12 protein-coding genes are annotated in these 16,306 nt (G+C 67.0%); 4 read left to right on the top strand and 8 right to left on the bottom strand.

Features of this window, described 5'->3' with window-relative positions; genetic code table 11:
- Positions 1 to 19 precede the first annotated feature (19 nt).
- Complete coding sequence (locus tag TPR58_RS02520) at positions 20 to 196, top strand: DUF3606 domain-containing protein (RefSeq protein WP_110152042.1); 177 nt, start codon at positions 20 to 22, stop codon at positions 194 to 196.
- Positions 197 to 232: 36 nt separating this feature from the next.
- On the opposite strand, the gene TPR58_RS02515 is transcribed toward TPR58_RS02520, so the two are convergent.
- Together TPR58_RS02515 and TPR58_RS02510 are read right to left on the bottom strand one after the other, a co-directional pair.
- Positions 233 to 640, bottom strand: coding sequence for a hypothetical protein (locus tag TPR58_RS02515; protein WP_346245019.1), 408 nt, complete (start codon positions 638 to 640; stop codon positions 233 to 235).
- A 15-nt stretch (positions 641 to 655) separates the two neighbouring features.
- Complete coding sequence (locus TPR58_RS02510) at positions 656 to 1,177, bottom strand: SOS response-associated peptidase family protein (RefSeq protein ID WP_110152044.1); 522 nt, start codon at positions 1,175 to 1,177, stop codon at positions 656 to 658.
- A 49-nt stretch (positions 1,178 to 1,226) separates the two neighbouring features.
- On the opposite strand from TPR58_RS02510, the gene TPR58_RS02505 reads away from it, so the two are divergent.
- Positions 1,227 to 1,853: an SOS response-associated peptidase gene (locus tag TPR58_RS02505; RefSeq protein ID WP_346245018.1), complete on the top strand. Its 627-nt coding sequence runs from the start codon at positions 1,227 to 1,229 to the stop codon at positions 1,851 to 1,853.
- A gap of 984 nt (positions 1,854 to 2,837) precedes the next feature.
- Here the strand turns inward: TPR58_RS02505 and TPR58_RS02500 are convergent.
- From TPR58_RS02500 to TPR58_RS02490, 3 genes are all read right to left on the bottom strand, one after another.
- A complete protein-coding gene (locus tag TPR58_RS02500) occupies positions 2,838 to 6,653 on the bottom strand; it encodes a PAS domain S-box protein (RefSeq protein WP_346245017.1) in 3,816 nt (1,271 codons plus the stop codon).
- A 121-nt stretch (positions 6,654 to 6,774) separates the two neighbouring features.
- Positions 6,775 to 8,064, bottom strand: a complete 1,290-nt coding sequence (locus TPR58_RS02495; protein WP_346245016.1) for a sigma-54-dependent transcriptional regulator — start codon at positions 8,062 to 8,064, stop codon at positions 6,775 to 6,777.
- On the bottom strand, positions 8,061 to 9,740 hold the full coding sequence (locus TPR58_RS02490) for a sensor histidine kinase (RefSeq protein ID WP_346245015.1): 1,680 nt from the start codon (positions 9,738 to 9,740) through the stop codon (positions 8,061 to 8,063). Before TPR58_RS02490 ends, TPR58_RS02495 begins: the two co-directional genes overlap by 4 nt.
- Positions 9,741 to 9,967: 227 nt before the next feature.
- Here TPR58_RS02490 and TPR58_RS02485 point away from each other — a divergent pair, with 227 nt between their 5' ends.
- The gene (locus TPR58_RS02485; RefSeq protein ID WP_346245014.1) at positions 9,968 to 11,320 is read left to right on the top strand and encodes a dicarboxylate/amino acid:cation symporter; all 1,353 of its coding nucleotides are present in this window, start codon (positions 9,968 to 9,970) and stop codon (positions 11,318 to 11,320) included.
- Positions 11,321 to 11,331: 11 nt separating this feature from the next.
- Complete coding sequence (locus TPR58_RS02480; RefSeq protein ID WP_346245013.1) at positions 11,332 to 12,774, top strand: alginate export family protein; 1,443 nt, start codon at positions 11,332 to 11,334, stop codon at positions 12,772 to 12,774.
- An 18-nt stretch (positions 12,775 to 12,792) separates the two neighbouring features.
- Here TPR58_RS02480 and TPR58_RS02475 read toward each other — a convergent pair whose 3' ends face one another.
- From TPR58_RS02475 to TPR58_RS02465, 3 genes are all read right to left on the bottom strand, one after another.
- Positions 12,793 to 13,668: a sulfotransferase domain-containing protein gene (locus tag TPR58_RS02475; RefSeq protein ID WP_346245012.1), complete on the bottom strand. Its 876-nt coding sequence runs from the start codon at positions 13,666 to 13,668 to the stop codon at positions 12,793 to 12,795.
- A complete protein-coding gene (locus TPR58_RS02470; RefSeq protein ID WP_346245011.1) occupies positions 13,668 to 14,606 on the bottom strand; it encodes a hypothetical protein in 939 nt (312 codons plus the stop codon). Before TPR58_RS02470 ends, TPR58_RS02475 begins: the two co-directional genes overlap by 1 nt.
- Positions 14,607 to 14,671: 65 nt before the next feature.
- Positions 14,672 to 16,303 (bottom strand): alkaline phosphatase D family protein, encoded by a 1,632-nt coding sequence (locus TPR58_RS02465; RefSeq protein WP_346245010.1) that lies wholly within the window; start codon positions 16,301 to 16,303, stop codon positions 14,672 to 14,674.
- Between the last annotated feature and the right edge of the window lie 3 nt (positions 16,304 to 16,306).

The raw sequence follows: 16,306 nt of genomic DNA, 5'->3' as shown, positions 1-16,306 counted from the left end.
CCCCATCAGGAGAAGGCATATGGCAGACGACAAGAATTTGCGCGGGCCGCAGGACAGCGCACGGGTGGCAATGGGCGAGGATTACGAAGTTGCCTATTGGACGAAAAAGTTCGGAGTGAGCCGCGAGCGGCTGCAGGAAGCCGTGGATGCCGTCGGCAACAGCGTCGACGCGATCAGCACCTATCTCTCGCGTTGAGGTCGCAGCGACCGAGCGATCGGCACGCCGTCGATCCTACCAGGGCAGTTCCTCGATGAAGAGGATCAGTTCCTGAAAGGCCGACGCCTCGAAATCCAGACCGGCCGCGGTTTGGACCAGGGGCTGGCGCGCCGCCGCTTCGACTACCGCTTGCGCATCGGACTGTCGAAGCGGATCATGCGCCTCCGCCCATTTCTTCACGGCAGCGACGCGAGCATGGAGCGCCGCCCCTGCAAGCGCGTCGTCGGCAAATCCGGCGTCACGAGCATAGGCGTGCAGCGCCGTCGCCTGGGCTCCAAGGTCGCGCTTGTGATCCCGGGGCAGAGTCGCCAGCACCTCGAGTGCTGCGGCAATCTGCGTGCTCTTAAACTGAACTGCGTTCAACCGCTCAGAGAGGCTAGAGGTGGTGGGGGCGGCGAGGCCGGACGATGGTTGCGACAACATGGCTCGGATCCTTGCTTACAAGGCCAGCACGCGCTGGCGATCAGCGAGCCCCTTCGGACCCACCTCCTCGACAATGAAACTGTGTTTGGGCAGAGGGCTCAGGAGCGCTTCCTCGGGCTGGGTGCCGTCAAGCCACGCCATGTTCTGGCGCCGCAGCAGCACGGCACCCTGGCGATCCTGGTAGAAGAAAATGTCGGGGTTGGCCTCGATGGTGATGATCGCATAGCTGACATCGCGGTCGCCAGAGGAGGGGCGCCAGATCCCCGCGAGATAGAAGAAATTTCCGTCATCGAGCAGGACCCGGAACTTGCGGTCGCCGTTGGTGACCTGGAATTCGCTCGCTGGCACGAGGCAGCGCTGGTGGGGGAAGGTCCTTCCTTCCGAACGAATGAACTTGAACGGTTTGCCGTCAGGCTCCCAAGGCTCGAGACCCCAGCTGGCGTCGATCGCCTGGGGCTTGCCCGTGCGCGGATTGCGCCGGATGATGATCTTGCGGCTGCCAAAGGATGCATCCGACTCGAAGGCACTCGCTTGCATGGCGAGAACATAAGGCGAACATGCTTGGTGTGCAAATCAGGGATAGAGCATGTGTAATGATTACCGCCTCGAGGTCGATATCGCCTCGATCATGGAGGATTTTGAAGAGCTTGAGATCGCGGTCGAAGCGCCCGAGGGGATGCCGAACGTTGCGGCGCGCGAAGACATCAAGATCACTGATATCGCGCCCATCGTCACGCGGATCGAAGGCGCCAGTCCAGTCGCCGCATTGCTGAACCGGCGCTGGAGCTGGCCGGGATCCACGGGCAAGCCGGTCTACAATTACCGAGCCGAGGGTCGTGAATTCGGGTCCAACCGCTGCCTGATCCTCGCTGACGGATTCTACGAGTTCACCAAGCCGGAGGACCTCAAGCAGAAGCGGCAGAACAAGTGGCTCTTCACAATGGAGGATCACGACTGGTTCGCGATCGCCGGTATCTGGCGCAAGCACCCGGCGGCGGGCGAGGCCTTCACGATGTTGACGCTAGACGCCGGCCCTGACGTAGCTCCTTATCACCATCGCCAGATCATCCCGTTGGCACGAAACCAATGGGCCGCCTGGTTGGACCCTGCGATCCCCGCAGCTGAAGTTTTAACCGTCCTGCCCCCAGGCAGCTTGGCGGTACGTCAGGTTCACGGCGCGCCGCCCACACCTGCGTCGCCAGTCCTGCTCTGATGAATGATAACTTATCGGCCGAGGACTGGGTGCTAGTTTGAATGCTGCACTCTGCTGGTAAATTGCACCACCGCGTCATCTGCCATTCTGAATGGCGAACCACGACCACGGAATAGTCTAGACAGCACCTCTGCACGCATCCGCCCGTATGCATCTGGACAAACTGCCTCGGATCAAGTATAGAACTAATGTCGGATACGATAGATGGAAGAGGTTCCGAGGGGACTCGAAACGGATTGGCGAAAAAATAGAGGAGCCATTCTGTGGTATAAATGGATGCATCGTTTTTTATTCGAACAAGATAATCAAATCGATGCTTTCATTTATTCGGTTCTCTTCTGGGCACCATTTTTCCAGTCCGGCGACGTCCATCAGCGTCGCGTAAGTGGCTGGGGCCAAAGGCCTTTTCCAAATATCTTGTCCGACGTGGTTCGGGTGTTTCCGCCGAGAGGCCAACGCTTTTGTTTGTCTATTTCGGCCCTGGATCCACCCGTTTTCGGACGGAGATACCGACATGGCTCTTACCGCACTCGCGATCAGGAACGCCCAGCCTCGGGCCAAGGCATATAAGCTCGGCGACGGCCGATCCCTCTCCCTCCTAGTGATGCCCAACGGCGCTATATACTGGCGCTTGAGCAAGCGACCCCCGATATGAAGCGCGGTAGCCGCGCAGGTTCGGGGTGAAGCAAAGCAACAGCCATGCCGCAGCGTTAAGGTATTGAATTATGGATCGATCTTGTCGTTGGTTGCGGTGCCGGATCGGGATCGATGGCTGGATCGCAGCATCTGGAATCGAAGGCGCTGCTGGGTATTGAGCATAAGGCTAACAGCGATCGGCTGCATTTGCACGCTCACGCTGTTCAACGACGCGTGACCTATGGGCGCGGACCGCCATCAAGCCCGGCCGTGCCGCTACCGGCGGGTGCTCACGCCTTTCGGGCTATCGCTTTCCCGCCAGCGGACCGCCGGCGGCACGTGCACAGGTCATTTGCCTGGCTCGGCAATTCTGGCGGCGAGATCGGCCTGACGGAACGGCTTCACCAGCCGCGGCAGGTCCGGCGCGATACCCTCGACGTCCGCATAGCCCGAAACGATGAGTGCGCGCGTCCCGGGCAGGCGATCGATCACGATGCGGGCGAGGTCGGTTCCATTCATGCCAGGCATCAGGTGATCGGTGACCAGCAGATCGGGTATCAACCCGCCCTCGATCAATTGCAGCGCCTGTTCGGCGGACGCTGCCTCGATCACCTCATAGCCCAGATCGATGAGCATGTCGGCGGTGCTGGCGCGGACGATATCCTCGTCATCGACGACCAGGGCGAGGCCGGCACCGGGCCGTGCCACCGCTTCATCCGTGCGATCGGCCGACGAGACATCCTCGTCGGTGGTCGGCAACCAGAGTTGAACAAGGGTTCCCAGGCCGGAGCGGCTCTCGATGGTCAGCGCGCCGCCCAGCTGGGCGGCGAGGCCATGGACCATCGAGAGGCCCAGCCCGGTGCCCTTGCCGATGCCCTTGGTCGAGTAGAAGGGTTCGACGGCGCGCCTGACCGTCTCGGCATCCATGCCGATGCCGGTGTCGGCCACCGACAGCTGGACATAGCGGCCTGGCGCAAGTCCGGTACGATGGTCGTCACCGACCTTGATGGCGCGGGCTGCGATGCTCAGCCGCCCGCCGTCCGGCATGGCGTCGCGCGCGTTGACGCTCAGATTGAGGATCGCCATTTCCAGCTGGTTGTGGTCCGCGAGCGCCGCCGGCAGGTCGTCCGGCACGTCCACCACGACGCGGGTCTGCGGCCCCGAGGTGCTGGCGATCAGGTCGGCCATGCCCGAGACCAGGGCGCCGATATCGACCGCGCGCGTCTGGAGCGGCTGGCGTCGTGCAAATGCGAGCAGCCGCTGGACCAGCGTCTTGGCGCGTTCCGCCGACTGGAGCGCGCCGGCGATCAGCCGCTGCTCGCGCTCGCTGCCGAGCGCCTTTCGCTGGAGCATGTCGAGGCTGCCGATGATCGGCGTCAGGAGATTGTTGAAGTCATGCGCGACGCCGCCGGTGAGGCTGCCCATCGCTTCCATCTTCTGGCTCTGGCGCAGCGATTCCTGGGCGATCGCCAGATCCTGCTCGGCGCGCAGCCGGTCCGAAATGTCGTTGGCCAGATGGAAGGCGCCGATGATGCTGCCATTCGCATCGCGCAGGGGCGTGTAGCTGATCTCCCAGCAGGGTTCGTCATATTCGGGGCGGCCGAACGCCTCGACGACGGTAAACCGGTCGCCTGACAAGGCGCGAGCCATCAGCGCGCGCATCTTGGTGGCCTGTTCGGGAATGAAGAGATCCGGGAACACGTCTCCGATCCTGGTGTCGAAGCCGTTGACGCGTCGGAATTCGTCATTGTGCGCCTTGTTGAACGCGATCAGGCGATAGTCGGCATCGAAGGCGCAGATGGGCGATATCGTCGCCTCGATGATGTCGCGGCTGAAGCGCAGCTCCGCGGTACGGTCCGCAACCTGGGTCTCGAGGCTCTCGTTGAGTTCGCGCAGCGCTTCTTCCCCACGCTTTCGGCTGGTGATGTCGTTGAAGAGAATGGCGACGAGATTGTCGCCGGGCGTGCCCGTCGCGAATGCGTGCACGTCGAACCAGCGTCCCATCGGTTCGGCGTAATTCTCGAACCGGACGGGTTCGCCGGTCGCGGCGACCCGGCCATAGGTCTCGAACCAGTGTTGCTCGAGCCCCGGCACGGCCTCGCGCACCCATTTGCCGACCAGTTCGCCCATGCCGGTCTGGCGCTCGAATGCAGGGTTCATCTCGATCAGCCGGTAATCGACGGCGCGGCCCTCATCGTCGAACTTCATCTCGGCGATGGTGAACCCCGCATCGACGGCTTCGAACAAGGTGCGGTAGCGCTCCTCGCTCTCGCGCAGCCGCGCCTCTGCACCGATCCGCTGGACATGCGCCCAGCAGCGCTCGACCACCGATTCGACCAGGTCGATCTCGTCGCCTCGCCAATCGCGCGGCCGGTTCTGGTGGACCGCCATCATCGCGACGAGCCGGTCTTCCTTGATCAGCGGGCAGCAAATGATCGCATCGATTCCGATCGACTGGAACATCTCGCGTCCATCGGCGCTGCCAAGTTCGGCGCCGGCGTCCCGCATCAGGAGCGTCCGCCCGGCGCGCATGTCGGCGGCCGCGCGCGGTCCGAACAGGTCCAAGCTGTAGGTGCCGGCCGACGTTGCGACGCCGGGCGCCGTGTAATCGTCGCGGATGATGAATCGGTCGCTGTCGGCATCGACATCGGCATAGGCGCAGCGCGATGCGCCGAGGTGGAGCGCGAGCAGCCTGGCCGCCGCCGTCATCGCGGTTGGCGCGTCATCCGCAGCCTGCAGCGCTTCGTCGACTTCGCGCAGGAAGCGCAGCCGGCCCTCGCTGTCACGCAATGCCTGGTTGGCAAGCTTGCGCCGGGTGATGTCGATTGCCGTTCCGACGACGCGGATGCATTGCCCGTCCTCGGCAAATATCCCGCGGCCCTTTGCGGCGACCCAGCGGATGACCCCATCTTCCTTGCCGACCGTGCGATACTCGACATCGTAGAGCGCGCGGTGCCCGGGATCGCATGCGGCCGTGAATGCCGCGCTCGTCGCGTCCCGGTCGTCGGGATGCAGCCCGACATAGAAATCGCGCAGCGACACCGGCACGTCGGGCGAAATCCCGAACATCTTCTTGACGATCGGCGGCCAGATCAGGACGTCGTTGACGACATCGACATCCCAGAAGCCGATCTCTGCGGCCTGGGTCGCGAGCCGCAGGCGCTCCTCGCTGATCGCCAGTGCGGCGCGGTTCTCCTGGCGCTCGGAGATATCGAACATCGCCCCGACCATGCGCGTCGCACGGCCGGTGTCATCGCGAATGACATGGCCCCGGTCGAGAATGGACGCATAGCTGCCGTCGGCGCGCCGAAAGCGATACTCGTCAGCCCAGCTCGACGCGTCGCCGTCGATCGCGACATGGATGCTTCGGTCGATCCGCTCCCGATCCTCGGGATGAATATGCTCGATCCACCAGTCTCCGGTCAGATCGATCTCGGCGAGCACATGCCCGAACTTGGTCTCGAGCGTCTCGTTCCACACGACGTGGTTCGTCGCGAAATCCCAGTCCCACACGGCATCGTTGGTCGCACGTCCCGCCAGCCGGTAGCGTTCCTCGACATCGCCGAGCGCCTGCTCGGCCGCCTCGCGCCGACGGGCGGTTTCCGCGAGATCGTCCGCGCGGCGCGCCTGTTCGGCAAGCGCGCGGCCCAGTTCCAGCTGGGTCATCACCTGACGCGCAAGTACGTCAAGGACGAGACGCTGATGCGGCGTGATGCCCTCGGGCCGCGGCGCGCGATCCAGCACGCACAGGGTGCCGATCGGAAGCCCGGCGCGGCTGCGCAGCAGGGCCCCAGCGTAGAAGCGCAGGCCGCCGTCGGGCGTGACGAGCGGATTGCCGCGAAACCGCGCGTCCTCGCGTAGATCGGGGACCACCATGACGTCGTTCTGCAGAAGGGCATGCGCGCAGATCGAGACGTCAAGGGGAAGTTCGCGCGTGCCGATGCCGGTTTCGGCCTTGAACCATTGACGCTCGCCGGCGATCAGGTTGATCACCGCAATCGGCGCGGCAAAGGTTTCGGCGGCAAGCCGCACGAGCGCGTCGAACTCAGGCTCTCGCGGGGTGTCCAGGACCTGATAGCTTTCCAACGCGGCGATACGGTCGCGTTCGATCCAGGCAGTGTCGGCAAGAGGCGGAGAGCCCGCAACTGCATCGTCGCTCGTCATTTCCGGCAATTACCAGCGATCACCCTCCGGGACACCTGCAATGTTCTCCGGAGTTGCAAAGGGGTTCGGTGCCGTTTCCACCCCGCGCGCGAGCGGCAGGCTGACTGCCGTCGCACGCCCTTCACGCTCCGCGGACGGCCACCCCTCTTGCGCTGCGCAGATCGATGTCGAGGCGCTTGACGCGGTAGTAGAAGGTCTTGCGCGGTAGCCCGAGTGCGGCGATCGCCGCGTTGATCTCGCCATTGGCGGCAGCGATCGCGTCGAGGATGGCCTCGCGCTCGAACGCTTCGAGGCGCTGCGGGAGCGAGCCGGCACCAAGCCCCGCCGGTCCCGGCGCGGCGGTCGGCAGATCCAGCCCCAGGACGAAGCGTTCGGCGCTCAGCTCCAGTTCGCGGACATTGCCGGGCCAGTCGCGGCGGGCCGCGGCATGGGCGGCTTCGGGCAGGGCGGGGGCGTCGCGGCGGTGGCGCTCCGCGGCGCGCAGGGCGAACCGGGTGAACAGCAGCGGAATGTCCTCGCGGCGTTCGGCGAGCGGCGGCATGCGCAGCGCGACGCCGGCCAGGCGGTGGTACAGGGCCGGCGGCAGCGCGGCCCGGCCGCCCTCGGCGGTCGCGGCGATGATGCGGACATCGACCGGGTCCGGATCGCGATGGTCGAGTGCGACGAGGCGCTGTTCGGCGAATTGCGTCAGGCGGTGATGCAGCTCGGGCGGTGCCAGGTCGAGATTGTCGAGGAACAGCGTGCCGCGATCCGCACGCGAGATCAGGCCGCCGCGCGCGAACAGGTCGCGCTCGATCATGGCCGCGGGAAGCGTCGCGCAGTCGAGCAGCTGGAACCGGTGGCGTGCGCGCCGGCCCGCGCGGTGGACCAGCCGCGCATAGAGTTCCTTGCCCGTGCCGGTATCGCCCTCGACGATCAGGTCGAGCGCCGTCTCGCCCAGCGTCGGGATCATGTCGCGCAACCGGCGGATCGCGGGCGCGTCGCCGAGAAAGGCGCCTTCACTGTCGCTCGCCTCGGCACGCAGGCGGCGATTCTCCAGCACGAGCGTGCGCGCGGTCCCGGCGCGCTGGAGTGCGGCGTGCAGCGCCTCGCCGGCAAAGGGCTTGGTGAGGAAGTCCCAGGCGCCCGCCCGGATCGCGTCGACCGCCATTGCCACGTCGCCATGCCCGGTCATCAGGATGACCGGCAGCTCGGGATCGATCGCGCGCAACCGGGCGAACAGCTCGGTCCCGGACATGCCCGGCATCCGCACGTCGCTGACGACCACCCCGGGGAAATCGCGATCGAGTCGCTTCAACGCGGAGGGGCCATCGACGAAGGGATGCACCACATGGCCGGCAAGCGTGAGCATCTGCGTCAGCGCGGTGCGCAGGTCGTCGTCGTCGTCGATCAGGGCGACGGGCCCGGTCATGCGCGCCGCAACTCCAGCTCGAAACAGGCGCCGGTCTCGCCGGCCAGCCAGCGCAGCGATCCCCCGAGATCGTTCATGATGTCGCTGGCAATGACCAGGCCGAGGCCGAGGCCGGTGCTGCGGCTCGTCGCAAAGGGCGTGAACAGGCGCGCGGCGATGTCGGCCGAGACACCGGGGCCATTGTCACGGATCCGGACGCGCACGATCGCCTCGGCCGGCGCGACCTCGATCGTGATCGTCGGATCGGGCCGTCCGGCAAGCGCCTCCGCCGCATTCTGGAGCAGGTTGACGATCACCTGCTCGAGCCGGACGCGGCCGGCCATCACGATCAGTCCGGGATCGATCTCGGGCCGATCGAGCCGGACCGAGCGAAGCTGGTCCTTCAGGATCAGGAGCGCGCCGTCGACCGCTTCGGTGAGGGCGAGCGGGCGGATCTCGCCCGCCTGGCGGCGCGAAAAGCCGCGCAGCTGCGCCGTCACCGCGCCGATCCGGTCGCTCAGGCGGCGGATCGCGTCGAGATTGTCGCGCACCATGTCGGTCGCGCCGGCGGCGAGCAGCTGGGTGCTGGTTTCGGCATAGGCCCGGATCGCCGCGACCGGCTGGGCCGTCTCGTGCGCGACGCTGGCGGTGACCTGACCCAGCGTGGCGAGCCGGTTGGCCTGGCGCAGCCCCTCGCGAAGCTCGGCTGCACGCGCCTCCAGCGCGGCGCGCTCCTCGATCTCCAGTCGCAATGCGGCGGTGCGCTCGGCGACTGCCGCTTCCAGCTCGGAGGTCCGGCGTCGCGCCAGAGTCGCGCGCTGGCGCAGGCTCCACAGCAGCACGGCAAGCGCAAGCACCGTCATCAGCGCACCGAGCCCCGCCGTGCGCCTGGCCGACCATATCGCCGCGCCGACCGATCGCCGCAAGGTCAGCGCCCAGCCCGGCTGGCCGGTGGCGACGCGCGCCTCGACCCTATCCCCGCGCGCCTTCGGCACGGTTACCGGCGCGGTCGGCGGAAGGGCGGCATCGCGGCGAAGCGCGGCAAGCGTGGCGGGCGCGACCGGCCGGGTGATGGCGAAGCGCCAGTCGGGATTGCTCGCGACGAGCACCAGGCCGCTGGGGTCGGTCACATAGGTGTCGCCCCCGGCGCGCCGCCACGCCGCCTCGATCGCATCGAACTCCAGCTTGACGACCACCACACCGCCCGCGGCGGTCCGCCGGGCGAGATAGAGGCCCGAATGCCGGCTGACGGTGCCGAGCGCGAACTGGCTTGCCTCGCCCCGGGCGGAAGCTTCCCTGAAATAGCGCCGGAAGCGATAGTCGGAGCCGACGAAGCTCTGCGGCGACCGCCAGTTGCTGGCGGCGATCGCGCGGCCGTCCGGCCCGATCAGATAGATGACCGCCGCTCCCGTCGTGCGGGCCAGCGTCTCCAGCTTGACGTCCAGGGCGCGGGTCGCGCCGCCGGCCAGCGTCGCCGCGACATCGCGGTCGTCGGCAAGCGCGAGGGGCAGCAGGCGGAAGCGGGCAATCTCGCTGTCGAGCAGCGCGGCGCGAAGCTGGGCGCTGGTGCCCGCGCCGTCCGCCAGGCCGGCGCGCGTGCGTTCGCCGCTTATCCAGCCGGCGGCGACTGCGACGATCGCAGCGATCAGCGCGGCGATCATCCAGAAGCGCCAGCCAGACAGCGAGTCGCGGGTCATGGTCCGATGCTATCCGCCACGCCGCGGCGATGTGCAAGAAGTTGCACATCGCTGGACGGGCGATGTGCCGATTTCTGCCCGCCTCAGGGTCCGGAATCCCGCTAAAGTTATGATACAGCGTGATAAATATATATGGCGTTCCGCCATTTTGTCCGCTTCGAGCGCCGCTGCAAAATCGGCCATCCCACAGCCGGCGGCGTCCGATCGCGGCACATGGAGAGGACATCATGGTACGCATCCCTGCTGATCACGCCCCCCGTCCGAGCGACGCGCCGCCGCCCAGGCCGCGACGCTGGTACGCCCATCTCTATGTCCAGGTGCTGCTGGCGATCGTCGCCGGCGTGCTGGTCGGCCATTATGCGCCGGGCACCGGCGAGGCGTTGAAGCCCGTCGGCGACGGCTTCATCAAGCTGGTCAAGATGATCATCGCCCCGGTGATCTTCCTGACGATCGTCACCGGCATCGCCGGCATGCGCGATCTCGCCGCCGTCGGCCGGGTGGCGGCCAAGGCGTTCGCCTATTTCCTGTTCTTCTCGACCCTGGCGCTGGTCGTCGGGTTGATCGTCGCCAATGTCGTCCAGCCGGGCGCGGGGCTGAACATCGATCCGGCAACGCTGGATGCGGGCAAGGTGGCCGACTATACGGCCAAGGCGCATGAGACGACGCTGACCGGCTTCCTGCTCGGCGTCATTCCCGACACCTTCCTCTCGGCCATCACCGGCGGCAACATCCTCCAGACGCTGTTCGTGGCGATCCTGTTCGGGATCGGGCTTGCGCTGATCGGCGACCGCGGCGAGCGGCTGGTCTCGGCGCTGGAGGACGTGTCGCTGGCGATGTTCAAGGTCGTGGCGATCCTGATGAAGGCTGCCCCGATCGGCGCGTTCGGCGCGATGGCGTTCACCGTCGGCAAATATGGCGTGGGGACGCTTGCCAATCTCGCCATGCTGGTCGGCACCTTCTACGCCACCTCCGCGCTGTTCGTCGTGGTCGTGCTCGGCGCGGTGTCGGCCCTGGCCGGCTTCTCGATCTTCCGGCTGATCGCCTATCTCAAGGCCGAATTGCTGCTGGTGCTCGGCACGTCGTCGTCGGAAAGCGCGCTCCCGTCGCTGATCGAGAAGATGGAGCGCGCCGGCTGCCCCAAGACGATCGTCGGGCTGGTCGTGCCGACCGGCTATTCCTTCAACCTCGACGGCACCAACATCTACATGACGCTGGCGGCCCTGTTCATCGCCCAGGCGACCGGGGTGGACCTGACCTTGGGCCAGCAATTGCTGCTGCTGGGCGTCGCGATGCTGTCGTCCAAGGGCGCGGCCGGCGTCACCGGGGCCGGGTTCATCACCCTTGCCGCGACGCTGTCGATCGTGCCCAGCGTGCCGGTGGCTGGCATGGCGCTGATCCTGGGCGTCGACCGGTTCATGTCCGAATGCCGCAGCCTGACCAACTTCATCGGCAATGCGGTGGCGACCGTGGTGGTCTCGCGCTGGGAGGGTCGGCTCGACCGGGTCGCGCTCGAAGAGGCGCTGAGCGGACGGGCGAGGCCGGTCGATCAACTCCCCGCTACCGCCGTTCCGGCCGAATAAGGAGGCAGGCGATGGCCTTGGCCCGCATCCTGCTCGCCGGCTCCGCGCTCGGCCTGGCTGCCCCCGCACTGGCGCAAACCGACGAGGCGGCTGGCTATCCCGCGATCGCCGCCGGCGACGGCGCCACCACCGGCGGCTACAACCTCTCGCGCTGGGCCGAGGACTGGCGTGCGCTGTGCGATCCGGCCAAGCGCGACGATCCGATCGACCGGCTGAAATGCGTGAAGCTGGATTCCGACGGCGACATCTATGTGACGTTGTCGGGCGAGGCGCGCTTCCGGGTCAATCACACGACAAACCCGAACCTGCGCGATGCCCGCGCCCAGCGGCAGGACATCTTCCGCTTGGTGGCGGGTGCCGACCTGCATGTCGGACCGCATTTCCGCGTCTATGGCGAGGTCGCGCATGGCGGCATCAGCGGCGTCGAGCTCGGCGCGCCCGCCGCGACGCTGCGCAACCGTATCGCCGTGCAGCAGCTGTTTGCCGAAGCCAATGCCGAGGTCGGCGGAGTGACGATCGGCGCGCGCTACGGGCGCCAGGAATTCACCGACGGTCCGAACCTGCTGGTGTCGCAACGTGACAACAACACCATCCGCTACACGCTGAACGGCCTGCGGCTATGGGCACGCGGCAAGACGGTGCGGATCGACGCGTTCGACCTGAAGCCGACGCAATATGGCGACCTCGGTACCGACGACGACGTCATCGATCCGGCACGGCGCTTTTCGGGCGTAACGCTGGGGTTCGTCGTGCCGAAGAGCTGGCTGCCGGGCAGCAGCCTGTACGTCGATCCGTTCTTCTGGCGGCGGCGCAACAAGGTCGGCACCTGGGGCGGGCGGATCGGTCCGGCCACCCGTTATTATCTCGGCACCCGCATCTGGGGCGATGCCGGCCCGGTCGCGATCGACTGGTCGGTCAACCACCAATGGGGCCAGTTCATGGACCAGCGGATCGACGCCTGGCAGGCGTTCTTCTCGCAGAATCTGCGGATCGGCGCGGGCAAGACGGCGCCGCGCATCGGCTTTCACGCCGATTATGCCAGCGGCGGGGGCGGCTATGGCGACGGCAGCCTGCGCAATGCCTATGCCCCGTTCGGCAACAACATCTATTACAGCTACGGCCTGTTCCTGACGCCGAGCAACCTGATCGCCTTCGCGCCGACGGTGACGATGACCCCGACATCGGGCGTGCGGCTGAACCTGGAATATCAGCGGGCGTGGCGCGCCAATGTCCATGACGCGGTTTATCGCGCGAACGGCCAGCCCTTTGCCGGCACCCAGAATGTCCGCGATTCCCATATCGCCGATGTGGCGCGCGCGCAGGTCGTGTGGACGATCACGCCGCGCCTGTCCTTCACCGGCCGCTACGAGCATCTGATGGCCGGCCCGTCGCTGACCAAGGCAGGCTATCGCGATTCCGACTTCATCGCCGGCTGGCTCAGCTTCCGCTTCTGACGAAAGGCCATCGCCGGGTCACCTGACAGGCAGGGCGTGATCCGGAACATCGGACAGGGTGCCGTCCGCACCATAGCCGAGCCGCGTCATGATCTCGTGATGGTCGGTCCACAGGCGGTCCGCCTGCTCCGCGCTGATGCCCTGCCGCCACGCTCCGGCCTGACCCTGGCGAAAGAAGGTCCGTTGCTTGCGCCCGCGTTCCTTGAATCCCGATTGCGCTTCGGCCGCCTGCAGGCTTTGGAAGGACGTGGCCGCCACGGTCTTTTCGATCAGGGCGGCATCGATCGGGTAACCGGTGAAACGGGCAAGCGCCCTATGGCAAGCGATGGGCTGCGCCTGCAGATCCTCGTACCGCAACAGCAAGAGCGGGCGCGGCGCATGGTCGAGCCAGGATTGCACGTTCGTGGACCAGCTTCCCAGCCGCTGAAGCGTGTGATGCTGTTGCTGGCGCCCCGGCAGGCCGATCGCGAAATCGCGGCGGGCCATGAGCGCGATCGCATCGTCGAGGGAGATTCCGAGATGATCCGCCCATGAAGGCGCCACGTCGCGCGGGTCGCGAACGATCAGGATCGTGCCCGCGCCTGGTACCGGTCCGAACGAGGCGGCGTCATAGGCGTCGTGGATTTTCAGGAAGGCGGGACCGTCGGTGGCTGTGCCATGGAGGCGGCAGGCTTCCGTCCGCATCAGCGCCTGCTCCCCCGGCGTCATGTCGCCGACCGGAAGATCGAGCAGATCCTGCATCCACTCCAGGCTCGCCGCGTTCGGGCACAGCTCATCGGGCTTTCCGAGATCGGGCAGGCGGCCTGCGTTGCCCAGGCAGGCGAGGGCGATCCGCACCCAGGTGTTGCCGGACTTGGGGTAAGAGGCCAGCCAGTGGACGCCTTGCGTCGCCATCAGGCGATCTCCCGCTCTATCAAGGCTGCGACCTCTTCCAGATCCTCGAAGCGCTTGGGCCGCTGGAGGCGATAGACGGGCACCGTGGAGACGATGCGCGCAGTGGTCGCAAACAGCCGGCGCTGGTTGCCCAGCGCGGCGGCAACCTGGCGCTGGGCGATATGGGCCTGAACGGCCGGAAGGGCGGCCGTCGGCGCCAGCTTCGTCAGATCCGAGGCCGACGCCTCGCCCAATATGACGATGGCATCCAGCGGCAGCGACGCGATGTCGACGCTTCCTGGCAGCGGCACGTCGTACTTTTCGATTTGGGGGCGCACCCGCCGCAGCCCCGACACGCCGACCCCCGCCGCGTCCAGGGCGCTGCGCCACAGGTTCAAGCGCGGAAAGGCCGGGCTGATCTCCAGGCGATTATCCTCGTCGCAAATGACCGTGACGTCGTCCGAAACAAGGCGATGGCCGCGCCGGCCTAGCGCGTGAGCGAGGGTCGATTTTCCGGATCCCTGGGCTCCGGCAATGGCGAGCGTGCGGCCGTCCACGCGCAAGGTCGCGGCGTGCAGCGGGAACAGGCCGCGCTGGTGACACAGATACCCCAGAACCGTGCCGAGGAAGAACAGGCGCCAGCTGTCCGGGTCCTCCCGATCGACCCGGTCCACCGTCACCCGGCCGTCGTCCTGGATCAGAAAGCGCAGGCCGTCGGCGATGCGCAGCAAGATGGTCCCCGCGGGATCGACCATCAGGTAGCGACCGGGGGTCAGCGACCGCTCCAGCGTCTCCGGTACGGCCCCTTCCTCGACGACGATGTCCGGCGGCCCGTCGTCGGCCGACCGCCAGCGGATCAGTTCCGGAAGGGGCAGGGCGCTGCGGACCCGCCAGCCGCACAGGAAATAATCTTCGACCATGACGGGATTGCGGGTGTCATGCTTCGGTTTCCCGCGCAATCCTGGTCGCGGACCTTCCGATTCCGAGGCCCCTGGCGGCAAGTGGATGCCGCCAGGGGAATTCCTCAGGCCTGCTCGACCGGGCGGCGTGCCTCGCCCGGCGCCACGCGGTAGCGTGCCGCAACCGACCGGGTGAACGGCTTGGCGTAGATGGTCGAGACGGTGACGAACTCCGCCGTCGCGTGGCCCGGGGTCAAGGTAACGAGCGTATAGCCCTTGCCGTCCTGGTCGCAGTAGGCGACCTCGCGATTGGCCTCGGCTAGCGGCTTGCCCAGACCCGGCAGCAGCGAGCCATAGGACGGACTGGTGATCGCGGTCGCGCCGAACTCGGACGCGACCAGGGTGCCCGCATCGTCATAGAGATCGTTCGCCCAGGCGGCGTGGCTGTCGCCTGCCAGCACGATCGGCCTGGTCCCCGCGCGGCGGAAGGCGGCGTAGAGGCGCTCGCGCGCCGGCGGATAGCCGTCCCAGGCGTCGAGGTTGAACGGCAACCCCGCCTTGTAGCCGACGACCGCGGCGGCCAGCCGGTCGCGATACATCTCCGGCAGCCGTGCGATGCGATCGGCATGGCCGCTCAAATCGGGTCCGGCGACGCGCGCCATCACCACCTGATTGCCCAGCAACTGCCACGGCTTGCCCGACTTGACCGACTTGGCCAGCACGCCCTCGAGCCAGCGTTGCTGCTCAGCACCCAGCATCTCGCGCTCGGGACGGGCGCGCTCGGCCATGATCGATGCGAACTCGGCGGGATCGGGCGTGCCGCCCTTGACCTCGGCCTGTTTCGACCGGGCGAGCAGCCGGGTCTCGACCATCGCCAGCGTCGCCAGGTTGCCGAATTCGAAGCTGCGGTTGATCGCTTCCCAGGGCCGGCCCGGCTTGGGATCGCGGATCGGCATCCATTCGAAATAGGCCTGCATCGCCGCTGCCTTGCGCGCGCCCCAGTCGCCTTCGGTCGCGGGATCGTGATTCTCCGCGCCGCCGATCCAGCCGTCATTGGCGACCTCGTGATCGTCCCAGACGCAGATGAACGCGGCGCGGGCATGCGCCGCCTGCATGTCGGCATCGGCCTTCACCTGGGCATGGCGGCGGCGATAATCGGCCAGGCTCACGATCTCGTGCGGAGGATCGGGCAGGCGGCCGAGCTTGCTGCCGATCTCGACGCCATAGCCTTCGGCGCCATATTCATAGATATAGTCGCCAAGGTGCAGCACGGCGTCCAGCCGCGGCAATGCCGCCATGTCGGCATAGGCGTTGAACAGACCGCCCGAATAGAGCTGGCACGATGCCACCGCCAGGACGAGCTGGTCGACCGAGCCGGTGGGCAGGGTACGGAACTGTCCGACGGGCGAGGTCTCGCCGCCCTCGATCGCGAACCGATACCAATAATCCTGTCCGGGGCGCAGGCGGGTCAGCTCGACCTTCACCGTATGGTCGGCGGCGGTGCGCGCGGTCGCCTTGCCGCTGGCGACCGGCTTTCCGTCGCGCGAGGTCGAGACCTGCCAGGTCACCGGCACGTCGCCCGCACCGGCCTCGGTCGTCACCCGCGTCCAGATCACCGCGCCGTCCGCGGCCGGATCGCCGCTGGCGATGCCGTGCGCGAAGCGCCCGGTCGCAGGTGCCGCCTGCGCGGCGCCCGGAAGTCCGAGCGCCGCGCCGCTGCCGAGCAGCGCGAGCGCGCTGCGTCGATTGATCGTCATGTC

Source organism: Sphingomonas rustica, assembly GCF_039652585.1.
Lineage (GTDB): Bacteria > Pseudomonadota > Alphaproteobacteria > Sphingomonadales > Sphingomonadaceae > Sphingomonas > Sphingomonas rustica.
Note: the sequence above shows the minus strand (reverse complement) of the source record. Positions and strands in the feature narration are given on the sequence as shown.